Raw genomic sequence first — 15,682 nt, 5'->3', positions numbered from 1 at the left:
ACCAATGCACTGGGATCGCGCGGGGCGCGTCCGTCGATGTGGGACGGGGTACTGTGGGCGCTTTTTGGGTGGAATTAGTAACGATATACAGCGCTGAACGGTGGAACAAAGGCAAAACAATCCCTCCCAAAAACAGGGAGAAAGGAAGAACAGAATTTGTCATGGTGCAGTGCATTGTCAGCAAATTGCAGGCAATGCAATGCACCATAAACATGAACAGAACGAGGGAAACATCAACAATTTCGGTGGGTTAACTGGTGCTGCCGGAGAGATTTGAACTCTCGACCTCTCCCTTACCAAGGGAGTGCTCTACCCCTGAGCTACGGCAGCGTTGCAATCGCCATTCGGGTGCGATGTGCTTGGCGTGACGGATCTGTTTCGGACCAGCGTAAATAGCTGTCGACGACGATGATCCACCGAACGCAAGCGCTTTTGCCACAACGCCCGATGCGGCGCAAGCCCGGATGGGTGTGAATTGTGGACATTCTGGTTATGAAGGATAGCGCCGCCATGAGCGCGTGCTTTCACTAACGATCTTTCAGGCGAGCACCCGTTTGATGTAGTGATTGCGCGTAATTTCTGCGCTACGGAGCAATGCGATGCCGATGGATGGAGACGGCGGGAAAAAGAAGGCGCAACAGAAAGCCAATGCGGAAAAGGAAAAACGCCTTTCCGAAGCATTGCGCGCGAACCTTCGCCGCCGCAAAGCCGCCAAAAAGCCGGGGTCAATTGAATTCGGCGGTGTGAGGGAAGACTCAACCGGCGAAGACTCGGACGATTGATCGTTTCAAGCACTGCCTACGCCGATTCCCCAGCTTGCACCGCCGGAGAGCATGGTGCTACACGGTGCGGTCGCTTTTGCCCGGCGGCTCCAATTCTTGTTCGATCGACAGGTTCTCAACGCATGGACAGTATCAAGATCATTGGTGGTAACGAACTCAACGGCACGCTGCCGATTTCGGGTGCGAAGAACGCCACTTTACCGCTGATGATTGCGTCACTTCTGACGCCTGATACGCTCACGCTGGAAAATGTGCCTCGGCTGCGAGATGTCGCACAGCTTCTGCACATCCTTTCAAATCATGGCGTCGACTATACGGTTGCCGGTCGCAGGCAGGGTGAGAACCCGATGACGGGCCAGACGCTGCATCTGAATGCTGCGGAAATCGTCGATACGACGGCACCTTACGAGCTTGTTTCCAAGATGCGGGCGAGTTTTTGGGTGGTCGGGCCGTTGCTGGCGCGAGCGGGCGAGGCGCGTGTTTCGCTGCCCGGCGGTTGCGCGATTGGTACCAGGCCAGTCGACTTTTTTATACAGGGACTTCAGGCGTTGGGCGCGGAGACGACGATCGACCAGGGATACGTGGTCACCCGTGCGCCGAAAGGTTTGATCGGCAATCGCGTGCGTTTCCCGAAGGTTTCTGTCGGTGCGACGCACACCGTGATGATGGCGGCTTCCTTGGCAAAAGGCGAAAGCGTGATTGAAAACGCGGCGTGCGAGCCGGAGGTCAAGGATCTGGCCGACTGCCTGGTCGGCATGGGCGCGAAGATCGAAGGCGCTGGAACGGAAACGATCCATATTCAGGGCGTTCCGTGCCTGCATGGCCATAGACATCGCGTGATACCCGATCGCATCGAGACCGGCACTTACGCCATGGCGGTGGCGATGACCGGTGGGGATGTATTCCTGGAAGGCGCAAGGGCGGACCTGCTTTCATCGGCTCTCGAGTCAATGCGTGAGGGCGGAATACATATAGAAGAAACAAGCGGCGGGATCAGGGTTTACCGCAATGGCAACGGAATCGCGCCGGTCGACATAACGACGGCTCCCTATCCCGGCTTCCCGACCGACCTGCAGGCTCAGTTCATGGCGCTTATGACGCGCTCCGGAGGGACGTCGCGAATCACGGAGACGATCTTCGAAAATCGCTTCATGCACGTTCAGGAGCTTGTGCGCCTGGGTGCGAAGATCAGTGTTGATGGCCGCACGGCAGTCGTGGAAGGTACGAGCAGCCTTCGCGGTGCACCGGTAATGGCAACCGACCTCAGAGCTTCGGTTTCTCTGGTCATCGCGGGCCTAGCGGCGGAGGGCGAGACGACGGTCAACCGCGTCTATCATCTCGACCGTGGTTTCGAGCGCCTGGAAGAGAAGCTCTCGCGCTGCGGAGCGCAGATCGAGCGTATCTCGGCCTGATGTGAAGCCTTGGCCGGCTATTGCTTTGGCGGGCGCGGATCATTACGTCTATGCCGCAATGGGATTGGCGTTCGGGCGGTGAAGTACCGCCCTTGCTGATGGGACAGTCGGGCATGGATCAGCTGAAACTCGCAGCCTTGGATCAGGAAGATCTCGCGGTTATTTCCGCGCAGGTTCAGGATGCGGTTCTCAAGGTCGGCGATATACGCTTTCTGCCCCGTGAGGGGCGTCTGCTTCTCGTCATGAACCGCTTCGCGTGGGACAAGGCATTGGGCAGGCAGGCGCGAAATCTGGAACGTCGAAGGGCTGCGCTTTCTTTCGCGCGCGTGTCGAATGTAAAGTCCATCCGCATCGGTCAGCACAACAAGGATGCGGTTCTTTCGCTTCTTGCGATAGATTTCTCTGAGACCGAAGCGCCCGCCGGCCAAGTCACGCTCCATTTCTCAGGCGGGGCGGCAATCGGGTTTGACGTGGAATGCATTGAGGCTCAATTGGCCGATCTGGGTGCGGCCTGGGCGACCGAACATATGCCCCACCACGAAGCATGATGACCTGCCGGCCGGCAGGGATTGGATCACTTTACGACGAGGACAAAGCCTTTGGCGGTCAAGCTTTCTTCCGCAAGTCCGGCCTTCGAGCGGGATTTCAGGTCCCTTCTCGACAGCAAACGCGAGGCATCGGTCGACGTAGACGAAATCGTACGCAGCATTCTGGAAGATGTGCGAGCGCGGGGCGATGCAGCTCTTTTGGACTATACCGTTCGTTTCGACCGGGTGACGGCAGGTTCGGTCGAGGAACTGCGGATCACGAAAGCCGAAATCGACGCGGCAATGGAGAGCGTCGATCCGGAAACGCTGAAAGCGCTGGAGCTGGCGCGAGACCGGATTGCCAGCCATCACGCCCGGCAGATTCCGAAGGACGACCGATACACGGACTCCATTGGTGTCGAACTCGGTTCGCGATGGACTGCGATCGGGGCTGTGGGCCTTTATGTTCCCGGCGGAACGGCGAATTATCCCTCTTCCGTATTGATGAATGCGGTGCCTGCAAAGGTTGCGGGCGTAGAGCGTATAGCCATGGTGGTGCCGAGCCCGGATGGAATTTTGAACCCGCTTGTTCTCGTTGCCGCCCGGCTTGCTGGTGTTGAGGAGATTTATCGCGTCGGCGGGGCGCAGGCTATAGGCGCGCTGGCCTTTGGTACGGAGACTATTGCGCCGGTTTTCAAGATCGTCGGCCCCGGCAACGCTTATGTAGCGGCGGCGAAACGGCGAGTGTTCGGAACGGTCGGTATCGATATGATCGCCGGACCGTCGGAGATCCTCGTGGTCGCGGATGGACGAAACGATCCGGACTGGATCGCAGCCGATCTGCTATCGCAGGCCGAACATGATGAAAGCGCGCAGTCGATCCTGATTACCGACGATGCCGATTTCGCCGAAAGGGTCGACCGGGCCGTTGCAACACAGCTTCGCACGCTGCCCCGCAGCGATGTCGCGAGTGCGAGCTGGCGAGACTTCGGGGCGATTATCGTGACCGAAAGTCTTGAAGAGGCACCGGCGCTCGTTGACAGGATCGCGCCGGAACATCTGGAGCTTGCCGTCGACGATCCGGAGGATATGCTTTCGCGCATCGCCAATGCGGGCGCCGTGTTTCTGGGCAGATATACGCCGGAAGCGATTGGCGACTATGTCGGTGGGTCCAATCATGTGTTGCCGACTGCCCGTTCGGCGAGGTTTTCCTCCGGCCTGTCGGTTCTTGATTTCGTTAAACGTACCTCGATCCTGAAGTGCAATGCGGATAACCTCAGGCAATTGGGTCCTTCGGCGATTGCGCTTGCGAAAGCCGAGGGGCTCGATGCGCACGGTCGTTCCGTGGCGATCCGCCTCAATCTTTAGTGCAGAGGCGGCCGCCAGCCGCAAGAAGGGGTGAAGGGTTCATGGCGGAAGGGCAGGGGGGCTCGACAATGTCGAACGGGCGCCTCGTGGAGGTGGAACTCGACGAAGCCTCGATCGCCCGGTCGACGCCGGATGTCGAGCATGAACGCGCGGTCGCCATCTACGACCTCATAGAGGAAAACGAATTCGAACCGGTTGGTGACTTCGACGGCCCTTTCCGGCTGCGCCTTTCCATCGTCGAGAAGAAACTCGTATTTGAAATCGCGCAGGAAGACGGTGCGCCCGCCATCACCCATGTGCTGTCACTCACGCCATTAAGAAAGATCATAAAGGACTATTTCCTGATCTGCGAAAGCTACTTCGAGGCGATCCGCCACTCGAGTCCGAGCCAGATCGAGGCGATCGACATGGGACGTCGCGGCGTCCACAACGACGGATCGCGTATCCTGATGGAGCGGCTTGAGGGAAAGGTTCGTGTCGACATGCAGACGGCGCGGCGCCTGTTCACGTTGATCTGCGCACTGCACTGGAAAGGCTGACGCCGGTGGGCGGCGCGCGTCCGGGAGCGGTCTTGTTTGCCTGCGGCATGAATGCGGTGCGCTCGCCCATGGCCGCCTGTATTGCGAGGCAGCTATTTCCCAATCAGATTTACGTGCGTTCCTGCGGTGCGCGCAGCGGCGCGCCCGATCCGTTCGTCGACGCGGTTATGCAGGAAATCGGCTGCGATATTTCGCGTCATCGCCCGAAGACTTTCGAGGAACTCGATGAATCCGGCTTCGATCTCATCATCTCGCTTGCACCCGAAGCCCATCACAAGGCGCTCGAAATGACGCGGACGGAGGCTGTGGAGGTGGAGTACTGGCCAACGCCCGACCCCACGCTGGCGACCGGCTCGCGCGATCAGATTCTCGATTCCTATCGCGGCGTTCGGGATCTTCTCATGGCGCGCATCAAAAAGCGTTTCGCATGGTCGCCGGCTCCGAGTGGTTGAGGCCGATCATCGTTCATGGCGGAATTTGTGTTGATTCCGATACGTTATTTTCCCCAACTCAGGGAATTTGCCACAGTCGGATACGCCCTGTTCACATTTCCTTCGCGATCCGCTAGTTTCGCGCCACGCGGACGCGTCTTGCATTCAGATTTGAATAATTCCGAATGCATACCATGCGATCAGGACAATAAAGCTGAAGCGTCGTCGTTTCGTCTCGACTGTCGGGCTTCGAAGTGACGGGCGCGCACAGGCACCCACAACCAGGACACCATATGGCGAAGGAAGAAGTATTAGAATTTCCCGGAGTGGTTACCGAGCTGCTCCCAAACGCAACTTTTCGCGTAAAGCTCGAAAACGACCACGAAATCATCGCTCACACGGCAGGTCGCATGCGGAAGAATCGTATTCGCGTTCTGGCGGGTGACAAGGTTCTCGTGGAGATGACGCCCTACGACCTGACCAAGGGCCGTATCACCTATCGTTTCAAATGATCGCGTGACACAAGCTCTTCGGCCGATCCGCGTGCCTATGACCGGCTTCCAATGAAAATACGCCCGACACTTATTCTGGCTTCCGGCTCGCCGCGTCGTCTGGCGCTATTGCAGCAGATAGGCATCGATCCGGACAAATTGCTGCCTGCCGATATCGACGAAAGCCAGCATCGGGGCGAATCTCCGCGTGCGCTTGCGACCAGGCTTGCGCGAACCAAGGCCGAGGTTGCTCGCCGCGATGCCGACAGGCTGGAGCGGTGGGGCGATGCAGTGATTCTGGCAGCGGATACGGTTGTGGCGGTCGGTCGGCGTGTCTTGCCGAAGGCTGAGACGTCGGATCAGGCCGATGCCTGCCTGCAGCTTCTGTCCGGCCGCGCGCACCGCGTTTACACGAGCATATGCGTTAGCGCGCCGAAGGGCGTTTTTCGCCAGCGGGTGATCGAATCGCGGGTACGCTTCAAACGGCTTTCCCGGCAGGAGATTAGGGATTATCTGGCCTCCGGAGAATGGCGCGGCAAGGCAGGCGGCTACGCCATTCAGGGCCTTGCCGGAAGTTTCGTTGCCAAGCTGGTCGGTTCCTACCCGAATGTGGTTGGCCTTCCGCTCTACGAAACGGCGACCCTGCTTTCGGGCGTGGGCTATCCGGCGACCGCCCATTGGGCGGATCCCGCCGCTCTTTCGGCTTGAAAAGTCGAGCGAATAAAGCTCCCTTGAACTTGTGGCGGAGTTTACGCACTTCCCATCCTCGATAGGATTGCAATAATTCGAAAGAATTATTGGTGCCTGGTCAGTCCAACCTGCCAGGCATGGATCTTGTCCGGAGGAGGAGACGCCATGAACCTCGCAGCCTGGTTGCAGCGTGCCGGGCGCGCGCGGCCGGAAAGCCCGGCGATCGCCGTGGGCACCAGAGCGGTGGCGACATATTCCGGGTTCGCGTTGAGGGCTGCGCGGCTCGCGGACGGGCTGCGAGGCTTGCCGGGCGTTGCGGCAGGGGACCGCGTTGCGATCTTTTCCAAGAACTGCACGGAGTATCTGGAGATCCTGTACGGCATCTGGTGGGCGGGGCTTGCCGCGGTGCCGATAAATGCCAAGCTTCACGCCGCCGAAGCGGCCTGGATTCTGGAGCATTCTGCCGCGAGCGTGGCATTCGTGGGAGCGGGCGTCGAGGCGGAAATGGGTGCCCGGGCGCCCGAAACGCTGAGGCACCTCGTCACCATCCGCTCGCCTGCCTATGAAAAATTGTTCTCCGGCGATGCCGCGCCGCTTGCACATGCAGAGCCCGACGATCTTGCCTGGCTGTTCTATACGTCCGGCACGACGGGGCGCCCGAAGGGCGCGATGCTGAGCCATCGCAATCTATTCTCTGCGTCTTACGGTTATCTGACCGACGTCGATCCGACCAATCCCGGTGACACGTTGCTGCACGCCGCTCCTATGAGCCACGGATCGGGCATCTACATCATGGCGCATGTGGGTCGTTTCGGAGTAAATGCGGTTGCCGAATCGGGTGGTTTCGAACCGGTTGAGGTGCTGTCGGCATTCGCGGAAATGCCCGGTATATCCATGTTCGCAGCCCCCACAATGATCAAGCGGTTGGTCGATTGTCCATGTGAGACCGTCAACGATAACATCCGCACCGTCATTTGGGGCGGAGCGCCGATGCATGTGGCGGATATCCGGCGCGCGCTTGACCGTTTTGGACCTCATTTCGCGCAAATCTACGGCCAGGGCGAAACGCCCATGACGGCAACCGTGCTTTCCAGGGCGGATATCGCCGACCGCGATCATCCTCGCTGGCTTGAGCGCCTGGGGTCGGCAGGCATCGTCAACTCCGCGGTGGAGGTTCGTATCGGCGGAGAGAACGACGAGACATTACCAGTGGGCGAGACCGGTGAAATCCTCGTTCGCGGCGATGCGGTAATGCTCGGTTATTGGAACAATCCGCAAGCCACGACGGAAACTCTACGCGGTGGCTGGTTGCATACGGGCGATGTCGGCGCGGTCGATGAGGAAGGCTATGTGACGCTCAAGGACCGCTCCAAGGATGTCATTATATCCGGTGGCAGCAACATCTACCCTCGGGAAGTCGAAGAAGTGCTTCTGTCGCATCCGGGCGTGAGAGAAGTATCAGTGATCGGCAGGAGAGATCCGGAGTGGGGTGAAGTGGTTATTGCCTACTATTCGGGTGGGGCCGAGCCGGGCGAGCTCGACGAGCTTTGCCTCGGCCGGATAGCGCGTTTCAAGCGGCCGAAGGACTACATCAGGGTAGATAGCCTGCCGAAAAACAACTACGGCAAGATTCTCAAGACTGAACTGCGCGAAGCGGACGAAAAACGCGCCGGCAAGCCCGGCTCGGGCTGCTGAAAACCGCAATATGCGAAAACCATTGGGAGGTGGCAGATGGCCGGACGGCTTGCCGACAAGGTAGCGCTCGTGGTGGGGGCCGGGTCCATTGGGCCGGGATGGGGTAATGGAAAGGCCGCGGCGGTTCTGTTCGCACGCGAAGGCGCCAGGGTTGTTTGCGCCGATATCGACGAGGCTGCCGCAGAAGAGACGCGCTCAATTATCGAAGGCGAAGGCGGCAGCGCGATTTCGGTAAGATGCGATGTGACGAAATCCTCCGATGTCGAGGCGATGGTCGCGCGGACGGTCGATATCTACGGAACAATAGATATTCTCGACAACAATGTCGGTATTGCCGAAGTCGGAGGTGTGGTGGAACTGCCCGAGAAGGAATGGGACAGGGTCAATGCGGTCAACCTGAAAAGCGTTTTCCTCACGATGAAGCACGTTATTCCGGTCATGCGAACGGCCGGTGGCGGATCGATCGTCAATATCTCCTCCATCGCCTCGATCCGCTATACGGGCGTTCCATACGCGACCTATTATGCGACAAAGGCTGCTGTGAACCATTTGACGCGAACGACCGCCGTGCAATATGCCGGTGAACATATACGCGTGAATGCTGTCCTGCCGGGCCTGATGAAAACCCCGATGGTGGAAAAGGCGGCGGGCCTTGCCGATGCTTATGCCGAAGGCGACGTGGAAGAGATGTGGCGGGTGCGCGATGCTCAGGTGCCCATGGGCCATATGGGGGATGCCTGGGACGTAGCCCACGCGGCACTTTTCCTTGCCAGCGACGAATCCAAATACGTCACGGGCATTGAACTGGTCGTCGATGGAGGCATCACGCTGAAATACAGCTAATACGGAAAATGAAATGGCAAGCGATACTTCGAATGCGGGCGAGAAAATGCCGCGCCGGCCGCGGCCCTGTCCGATCTGCCAAAAACTCTCGGTCGACGCTTACTACCCGTTTTGCTCCAAACGGTGTGCAGATGTGGACCTGAACCGGTGGCTTTCCGGGGGCTATTCCACGCCGGTCGTGGAAATGGAGCCGGAAGACTACGACGAATTGGAGCGGATGCAGGATCGCGATCGCAAGTAACCTGTTGCAGCACTGCAATTGACGTTAAGTGATCTAAAACACAGACTTCGCGCCTGAGCCGACGTCTTCTGTGAATGACGCCGGCCGGAAGGCGCTGTCGCAGGGCGGGCGTCGGCAAGATCATTAAACCGGGGAACGCCTGATCATGCAGCCGATCCGTACATTCATTGCGGCGAGCGCGATTATCGCAGCCTCCTTTGCAAATTGCGCGGCAGCCGAGGGCGTCGGCGTTACGAGCGCGGTCAACCAATCGGCGCAGGGCCAGCTTGGAGGCGGCAAGATTCGCACGATCCGGCTTGGTCAGTCCGTTTTCTATAATGAGCGAATACGCACCAGCAATTCAGGTCTTTTGCAGGTGCTGCTCGTCGATGGCTCGACATTCACTGTCGGACCGGGGTCAAACCTCGTGATCGACTCCTTTGTCTACGATCCAGCCTCGGATTCCGGAGAACTGGTGGCTACCTTTTCAAAAGGCGTGGCCCGTTTCGTCGGTGGACGCCTTTCGAAGAAAAAGGGCGGCGTAACGATCAATACGAGGCAAGGAACCGTCGGCATTCGAGGCGGGATCGCAACCTTGCTCGAGCAGGGCAGCCAATCGATCTATTCATTCGTTTACGGAAAGGATCTGACATTCAACGGAAAGGCGGGGGGTAGCGAACGGATCTATCGCCCTGGATTTTCGATTTTCGCCTCGGGCGGCCTGGGGCGCGTGGGGCGCACTCCGCCGGCGACTTACCGCCAGATTGTCGCCAATCTGTCGGGAAAGCGCGGAAAGAACGGCGGAACATCCTCCAGGCCTGGCGAAAACCAGCTTCAGGCATTCGGCCAGATCAACTCCGGGCTTGCGCCGAAATACCGATCGCCCATTCCGGCACCCGTCCTGACGGGCAACCCGCAGGAGCCGCTCGACCGCAAGCTCGATATTCCCGATGCCAATGCGGATTACATTCGCGGGCCGGGGCACAGTTCCCGCTATTGCTATCCGCCTTCAAACTGCTGAAGGGGATCGCGAATTTGGCGGGAATTTTTCCGTCTCCAGCGGTTTTGCGCGATATTCACACGACTTTGAATTTGTAATGTCCGGAAAACTGGACGGCTCGCCAGCCGACTGGCAATCTCTTGTCCATGGATCGTCGGTTTGTTTTTCGTCGATCACCAAGGGTTGAGAGGCTCCCGGCTTCACAGGATGCGCGTCACAGTGTCCACCCGAAGCAACGGTGGCCATTCGGACGGGGACAGAGCATGAAGCGATTCTTTCTGGGAGCGAGCGTGATAGCTATGGCGCTGTCGGGCGGTATGATTCCGACTGCGGCCTATGCGGAATACGCATTGACGATTCTTCACATCAACGATCTCCACTCACGCATTGAACCAATTAATAAATACGACGCAACCTGCTCGGCCGAGGACGACGAGAAAGGTGAATGCTTCGGCGGCGTTGCCCGCCTCAAGGCGAAGCTGGACGAGCGGCGCGAGGCATTGGGCAAGACCGGAAAGAACATGATTACGCTCGATGCCGGTGATCAGTTCCAGGGGTCGCTCTTCTATTCAACCTACAAGGGCAAGGCCGCTGCGGAATTCATGAACGTGATCGGCTTTGACGCCATGGCGGTGGGCAATCATGAATTTGACGACGGTCCCCAAGGTCTCTCGGGTTTTATTGATATGGTCGAGTTTCCGGTTATTTCCGGAAACATCGAGGTCGAAAATGAACCGACCCTGAAAGGGAAAGTGCCAGGTACGCTGGTGCTTGAGGTCGGCGGAGAGAAAATTGGCGTCGTTTCTGCCCTTGCGGAGGATACGTCCGAAACATCGTCCCCGGGCGAGAATGTTCGCTTCATCAATGCCGAAGATTATCTGAAAGGGGCTGTGGAAGGTCTCGAAGCGGCCGGCGTCGACAAGATCATCGCGCTGACGCATATGGGCCTCCCGCGTGACATGCAGATCGCCGCCAAAGTTCCGGGGATCGACGTCATCGTCGGCGGGCATTCCCACACGCTGTTGTCCAATACGCATGAGGGTGCCGCGGGACCTTACCCGGTCATCGTACAGAACCCGGCCGGAAAGCAGGTGCCGATCGTCCAGGCGTATGCCTTCGGAAAATACCTGGGTGAAATCGAGATCGTGTTCGACGACGACGGAAACGTGCTGTCCGCCACGGGCGATCCTGTCCTGCTTGACGCGTCTATTGCGGCTGATAAGGACGTCGCGGCACGGGTGAAGGAACTTGCCGGCCCGCTGGAGGAACTCAAAAACCAGATCGTCGGCGCATCCGCGGCCGTAATCGACGGCTCTCGTGACAGCTGCCGCGCTCGCGAATGCGAGATGGGAAATCTCGTTGCCGATGCCATGCTTCAACGCGTCAAGGGGCAGGGGATCGATATCGCCATCCAGAACGGTGGCGGACTTCGGGCTTCGATCGACGATGGCCAAGTTACGATGGGCGAGGTCCTCACCGTACTTCCTTTCCAGAATACGCTTTCCACCTTCCAGCTCAAGGGAGCGGATATCATTGCGGCGCTGGAGAACGGCGTTTCTCAGGTCGAGGAAGGCGCAGGACGCTTCCCGCAAGTCGCAGGCATTCGCTACATCTGGACCCGTGCGAAAAAACCGCTCGATGGCAGGATCATAAAGGTTGAGGTCGAAGAAGACGGGAACTGGGTTCCGCTCGATCCGGAAAAGACCTACGGCGTCGTCAGCAACAATTACATGCGCGGTGGCGGCGATGGTTATAAGATCTTCGCCTCGAATGCGACGGATGCTTATGACTACGGGCCCGGACTGGAGCAAGTCGTAGCGGATTATATTGCGGCTCTTGAAGAGCCGTATCAGCCCTATCTTGACGAGCGCGTCCGCGAAGTCGAGTGACCCAAGGCATTGGGAAGGTTATGGCGGCGCGCCTGAATGGCGCGCCGTTTTTTATGAGATCAACTTGTTGCCGCTGCGCAACAATTGACCTTTGAATCCTGTCTGAATTGCCAGTGCCGACGACTCCGGACGGCTAATTCTTTAAGGTGCCGCTACGATACGTGGGTGGGCCTTTTCAAGTGAGCCGGATATCGAAAAGCAGGACGATGGATGGTATTTCGGCGTCGGTAATTTCCGTCGTGATCATCGCATTCGCCTGCATGATATCCGCACCGGCCGATGCGCAAGTATTCGATCCGCTCGAATACGCCGAAGAGGATCTCGTGGCCCGCCAGGCGCGGCTGTTGCAGAAGATGCTCCGCGAGCCCGACAACATGCAGCTCGCTTTCGAATACGCAACCGTTTCCGTGGAGCTTGAAGATTTCGAGGCGGCGATCGGGACATTCGAACGCATGCTGGTCTTCGCGCCTGACCTCGCTCAGGTCAGGCTTGAGCTTGGCGTCCTTTATTTTCGGTTGGGATCTTTCGATACCGCTCGCGTGCATTTGGAAGTCGTTCGGGAAGAAGCGGCTGCAAACTCAGAACTAGGCGACAAGGCCTCCACCTATCTGGAGGCCATCGAAAAAGCGGAGGAGCCTGCGAAATTTGGCGGGGCTATCGTTGTGGGCGGACGCTATCAGACAAACGCCAATGCGGGGCCGGGAGACAGTCTGCTGAATCTGAACGGCTTTCCCGTTCTGCTTAATCAGGATGCGAGCGGTACTCCAGACTGGAACGCCTTTATTTCCGGCGGCGTGCATGGCTCGCTCGACCTTGGCAACCAAGGCGATTTGTTCGAGACGGATCTGCTCTTTTACGGCTCGCGTTACGCCGACATACACCGCTTGGACAATGAACTCGCGGAGCTGAATTTCGGACCGACTTTCAACATGGCGCGCTTTGATCTCTACAATGCGCGGCTCGGAGTTTATGGCATTGTCGGCGGCGCGCGTCTCGACAATGAGAATTACTATGGCCAACTTGGCGGTGGTGCGAAGTTCGAATATCTGCCGGATATCAAGTCGTCATTGAACGCACGCGCGGAAATTCGCCGCCGCTGGTTCTACGACAGCTTCAACTATCCGACCGTTTCCGATCGTGACGGATATCAAATGCTTGGCAAGCTGACCTACTTCTATCAGTTAACGGAAATGCTCCAACTTCGCGCTCAGGTGATGGGCGACTACGAGAGCGCCGAAGTCGGATACGAGGAAAGTTGGGAGCTCGGCGTCGTGGCTGGGGGAACGGTAACCTTCGCATCGCCAATCAATACGTTGAACTATCCTTGGGCGTTCGATCTCGAAGCCGGTTACATACGCCGCGAATATGCCGACCCCGACAATTTCAACAGTTTCACCCAGGCGGAGCGCGATAACGAGTTCTGGCTTCGCGGTGTCCTTACCCTGCTTGTTCGCGAAGATGTGGCATTCGCTTTCACCAGCGAATTCCACAGGCTGCAATCCAACTACGAGACCCGCCAGTACTCCAATGGGCTAGGAATGGTCTCTGTCGTCAAGACGTTCTGAAGGCGATTTTTCCGAGAGGAGCGGCAGGCGTGTGCCGTATCGGTGTAAGGGGCATATAGGGGTTCTTTTCCAGGCTGTGAAAAACTGGAAAAGACCTGCTGGACAGACGACATGCGAGCTTTTATAAGACCCGCACTTCAGGCGGAAAACTGCTTACGGCAGCCTCAACCGCCCTTGCCCAGGTAGCTCAGTTGGTAGAGCAGCGGATTGAAAATCCGCGTGTCGGTGGTTCGATTCCGCCCCTGGGCACCATCATCTTCCTAGCGCATTGATTATCAAGTGTCTTTCGCGGTTTCCCCGCACTTAGGATTGGGGTACGGGGAGTTTCGTTCTCCGGGTTTTCCCTTGAAAGGCTCTTGCCGGCCTCCACCACGAACTGCTTCCGGTTTTCTCGACAAGAGCGTGAGTTCATTGCGTTCGCCCGAAATAGCGTAATAATTCAATTTGACCGTTGTGACCGTTTCGCGAGGAGATCTTGTGACACGGATTGAACGAAAACTCGCAGCCATCCTGGCTGCCGACGTCTCAGGCTACAGCGCTCTTGTCTATCAGGATGAGGAAGCGGCTTTCCGGTCGTTCAATGCACACATTTCGGCTTTGCGTCCAATTATCGGTGCCCATTCCGGGCGTTTGTTCAAAATGATGGGTGATGGATTCCTGGTGGAGTTCGGCTCGGTGGTCGATGCCGTTTCATGCGCGGTCGCCATGCAAAGACGGATCGTCGAACGCAATGCTGACGAACCTGACGTCAAGCGAATGGTGTTTCGCATGGGCGTGCATGTTGGCGATGTCATTGTGGACAACGACGATATTCTTGGCGACGGGGTGAATATCGCGGTCCGGCTGGAAAGTATTGCAAAGCCGGGTGGGGTTGCCGTTTCCGCCCGTGTTTTCGACGACGTGGAAAACAAGCTCGATCTCGCTTTCATGGATGCAGGCCGCCAGACGCTGAAAAATATTCCAAGGCCGGTGCACGTCTACGAGGCTGTGGTCGAAACGCAAGTGCCTGCATATGTGACGCCGGATCGTCCGGATAAACCTTCTGTGGCCGTGCTTCCCTTCGAAAATATGTCCAGCGATCCCGACCAGGAATACTTCGCCGACGGGCTTAGCGAAGACCTGATCACCGCACTGGCACATGTGCCGTGGATCTTCGTGATCGCCCGCAACTCATCCTTCTCCTACAAGGGGCTCTCGGCGGATGTTCGGAAAATCGCCGCCGAACTTGGCGTTCGCTATCTTCTTGAGGGTCGTGTCCGCCGGGCGGGTTCTCGCGTACGCGTGAACGCGCAGTTGGTCGACGCTGATACGGTCAATCACATCTGGGCCGACCACTACGATGGCGATTTGAAGGATATCTTCGAATTGCAGGATACGATCACCCATGCCGTCGTTAGCGCCATAGCCCCGAAGATTACTTCCGCTGAAATCGAGCGTGCATCGCGCAAGCGTCCCGATAGCCTCACGGCCTACGATCACTATCTGAAGGCACGTGCTGCACTCAACAACCTTCAAATTGGGGAAGCGGCGGACTTCCTCGACAAAGCTATCAATGCATCTTCGGATTATGCCAAGGCCAAGGCCGTAAGGGCATGGTGTTTTACACTATATGGTTGGCGCGATGCTCTCTCGATTGAAGACAATCGCGATTTGGCGATCCGGTTAGCCGAGGAAGCTTTGGCCAGTCCGAATGCGGACGCAGAGTCGTCCGCATATGCCGGATACACGATTGCGTTCATGCAAGGATCGATTGAACGCGGAATAAGGCTGGTGCAAGACGCGACGGAGCAATGTCCCAGTTTTGCGTGGGCCTGGGCGTCACTCGCCTTGCTGCACCTCTATTATCGCAGTCCTGAGAAAGCGATAGAACTCGGCAAGATTGCGCTTCGTCTCAGCCCGCGTGACCCGCAAAGCTTTCGCGCCGAGATGGCAATTGCCGGCGCGTATTTCAATCTCGACCGCTTTGAGGATTGCCTCTCATATGCGGAAGAAAGTTTGAGGAAAGCTCCCAAAATTCAATATTTCATTGTCCTCAAGATCGTCTGCCTGGTTCAACTGGGCCGGGTCGAAGAAGCCCGATTGACGGCTCGTCGATACATGGAACGCCATCCCGGGTTCACAATCTCCCGCTGGAGTGCCCTGACAAGAAGCTCGCCCGACGCCGGGAAGCTGGCCGTTCTGGAGGATGCATTGCGGCAGGCCGGTTTCCCTGCTTGAAAGCGTATCGTCA

Annotated in this window: 15 protein-coding genes and 2 tRNA genes; 16 read left to right on the top strand and 1 reads right to left on the bottom strand. The window is 57.9% G+C overall.

Translation table 11 applies throughout. The features are described from left to right. Window positions 1-255 precede the first annotated feature (255 nt). A tRNA-Thr gene (locus GR183_RS13245) sits at window positions 256-330 on the bottom strand. Window positions 331-605: 275 nt separating this feature from the next. Here GR183_RS13245 and GR183_RS21675 point away from each other — a divergent pair. The 16 genes from GR183_RS21675 to GR183_RS13170 all read left to right on the top strand — a co-directional run bounded on the left by GR183_RS21675 (window position 606) and on the right by GR183_RS13170 (window position 15,669). Beyond that, complete coding sequence (locus GR183_RS21675) at window positions 606-782, top strand: hypothetical protein (RefSeq protein WP_202396082.1); 177 nt, start codon at window positions 606-608, stop codon at window positions 780-782. Window positions 783-904: 122 nt separating this feature from the next. Then, on the top strand, window positions 905-2,194 hold the full coding sequence (gene murA, locus GR183_RS13240) for a UDP-N-acetylglucosamine 1-carboxyvinyltransferase (RefSeq protein ID WP_160776119.1): 1,290 nt from the start codon (window positions 905-907) through the stop codon (window positions 2,192-2,194). Between the two features lie 113 nt (window positions 2,195-2,307). After that, entirely contained in the window at window positions 2,308-2,742 is a 435-nt protein-coding gene (locus GR183_RS13235; protein ID WP_160776118.1) for a DUF2948 family protein, read from the top strand. A gap of 51 nt (window positions 2,743-2,793) precedes the next feature. After that, window positions 2,794-4,089 (top strand): histidinol dehydrogenase, encoded by a 1,296-nt coding sequence (hisD, locus tag GR183_RS13230; protein WP_160776117.1) that lies wholly within the window; start codon window positions 2,794-2,796, stop codon window positions 4,087-4,089. Between the two features lie 41 nt (window positions 4,090-4,130). Further along, window positions 4,131-4,628, top strand: a complete 498-nt coding sequence (locus GR183_RS13225) for a UPF0262 family protein (RefSeq protein ID WP_160776116.1) — start codon at window positions 4,131-4,133, stop codon at window positions 4,626-4,628. After that, window positions 4,604-5,080 carry an arsenate-mycothiol transferase ArsC gene (locus GR183_RS13220; RefSeq protein ID WP_260513782.1) on the top strand — a complete coding sequence of 159 codons (477 nt, stop codon included), beginning with the start codon at window positions 4,604-4,606 and terminating at the stop codon, window positions 5,078-5,080. The genes GR183_RS13225 and GR183_RS13220 overlap by 25 nt, the downstream gene beginning before the upstream one ends. A 272-nt stretch (window positions 5,081-5,352) precedes the next feature. Then, entirely contained in the window at window positions 5,353-5,571 is a 219-nt protein-coding gene (gene infA, locus GR183_RS13215) for a translation initiation factor IF-1 (protein ID WP_014327290.1), read from the top strand. 51 nt (window positions 5,572-5,622) lie between these two features. Further along, window positions 5,623-6,258, top strand: a complete 636-nt coding sequence (locus tag GR183_RS13210) for a Maf-like protein (RefSeq protein ID WP_160776115.1) — start codon at window positions 5,623-5,625, stop codon at window positions 6,256-6,258. Window positions 6,259-6,405: 147 nt separating this feature from the next. Next, complete coding sequence (locus GR183_RS13205) at window positions 6,406-7,935, top strand: AMP-binding protein (protein ID WP_160776114.1); 1,530 nt, start codon at window positions 6,406-6,408, stop codon at window positions 7,933-7,935. A gap of 36 nt (window positions 7,936-7,971) precedes the next feature. Continuing rightward, complete coding sequence (locus GR183_RS13200; RefSeq protein ID WP_160776113.1) at window positions 7,972-8,778, top strand: SDR family NAD(P)-dependent oxidoreductase; 807 nt, start codon at window positions 7,972-7,974, stop codon at window positions 8,776-8,778. A 13-nt stretch (window positions 8,779-8,791) separates the two neighbouring features. Beyond that, window positions 8,792-9,019, top strand: a complete 228-nt coding sequence (gene yacG, locus GR183_RS13195) for a DNA gyrase inhibitor YacG (RefSeq protein WP_160776112.1) — start codon at window positions 8,792-8,794, stop codon at window positions 9,017-9,019. A 145-nt stretch (window positions 9,020-9,164) separates the two neighbouring features. Further along, window positions 9,165-10,019 carry a FecR family protein gene (locus GR183_RS13190; RefSeq protein WP_160776111.1) on the top strand — a complete coding sequence of 285 codons (855 nt, stop codon included), beginning with the start codon at window positions 9,165-9,167 and terminating at the stop codon, window positions 10,017-10,019. A 242-nt stretch (window positions 10,020-10,261) separates the two neighbouring features. Next, window positions 10,262-11,887, top strand: a complete 1,626-nt coding sequence (locus GR183_RS13185) for a bifunctional metallophosphatase/5'-nucleotidase (RefSeq protein WP_160776110.1) — start codon at window positions 10,262-10,264, stop codon at window positions 11,885-11,887. A gap of 206 nt (window positions 11,888-12,093) precedes the next feature. Continuing rightward, window positions 12,094-13,452, top strand: a complete 1,359-nt coding sequence (locus tag GR183_RS13180; RefSeq protein ID WP_160776109.1) for a tetratricopeptide repeat protein — start codon at window positions 12,094-12,096, stop codon at window positions 13,450-13,452. 176 nt (window positions 13,453-13,628) lie between these two features. Then, window positions 13,629-13,704: transfer RNA gene (locus GR183_RS13175), tRNA-Phe, on the top strand. Window positions 13,705-13,929: 225 nt separating this feature from the next. Further along, window positions 13,930-15,669: an adenylate/guanylate cyclase domain-containing protein gene (locus GR183_RS13170; protein WP_160776108.1), complete on the top strand. Its 1,740-nt coding sequence runs from the start codon at window positions 13,930-13,932 to the stop codon at window positions 15,667-15,669. The last annotated feature ends 13 nt before the right edge of the window (window positions 15,670-15,682 follow it).

Origin of the sequence: Stappia sediminis, assembly GCF_009826895.1 — a bacterium.
GTDB classification, from domain to species: domain Bacteria; phylum Pseudomonadota; class Alphaproteobacteria; order Rhizobiales; family Stappiaceae; genus Hongsoonwoonella; species Hongsoonwoonella sediminis.
This window is presented reverse-complemented; position numbering and strand designations above follow the sequence as displayed.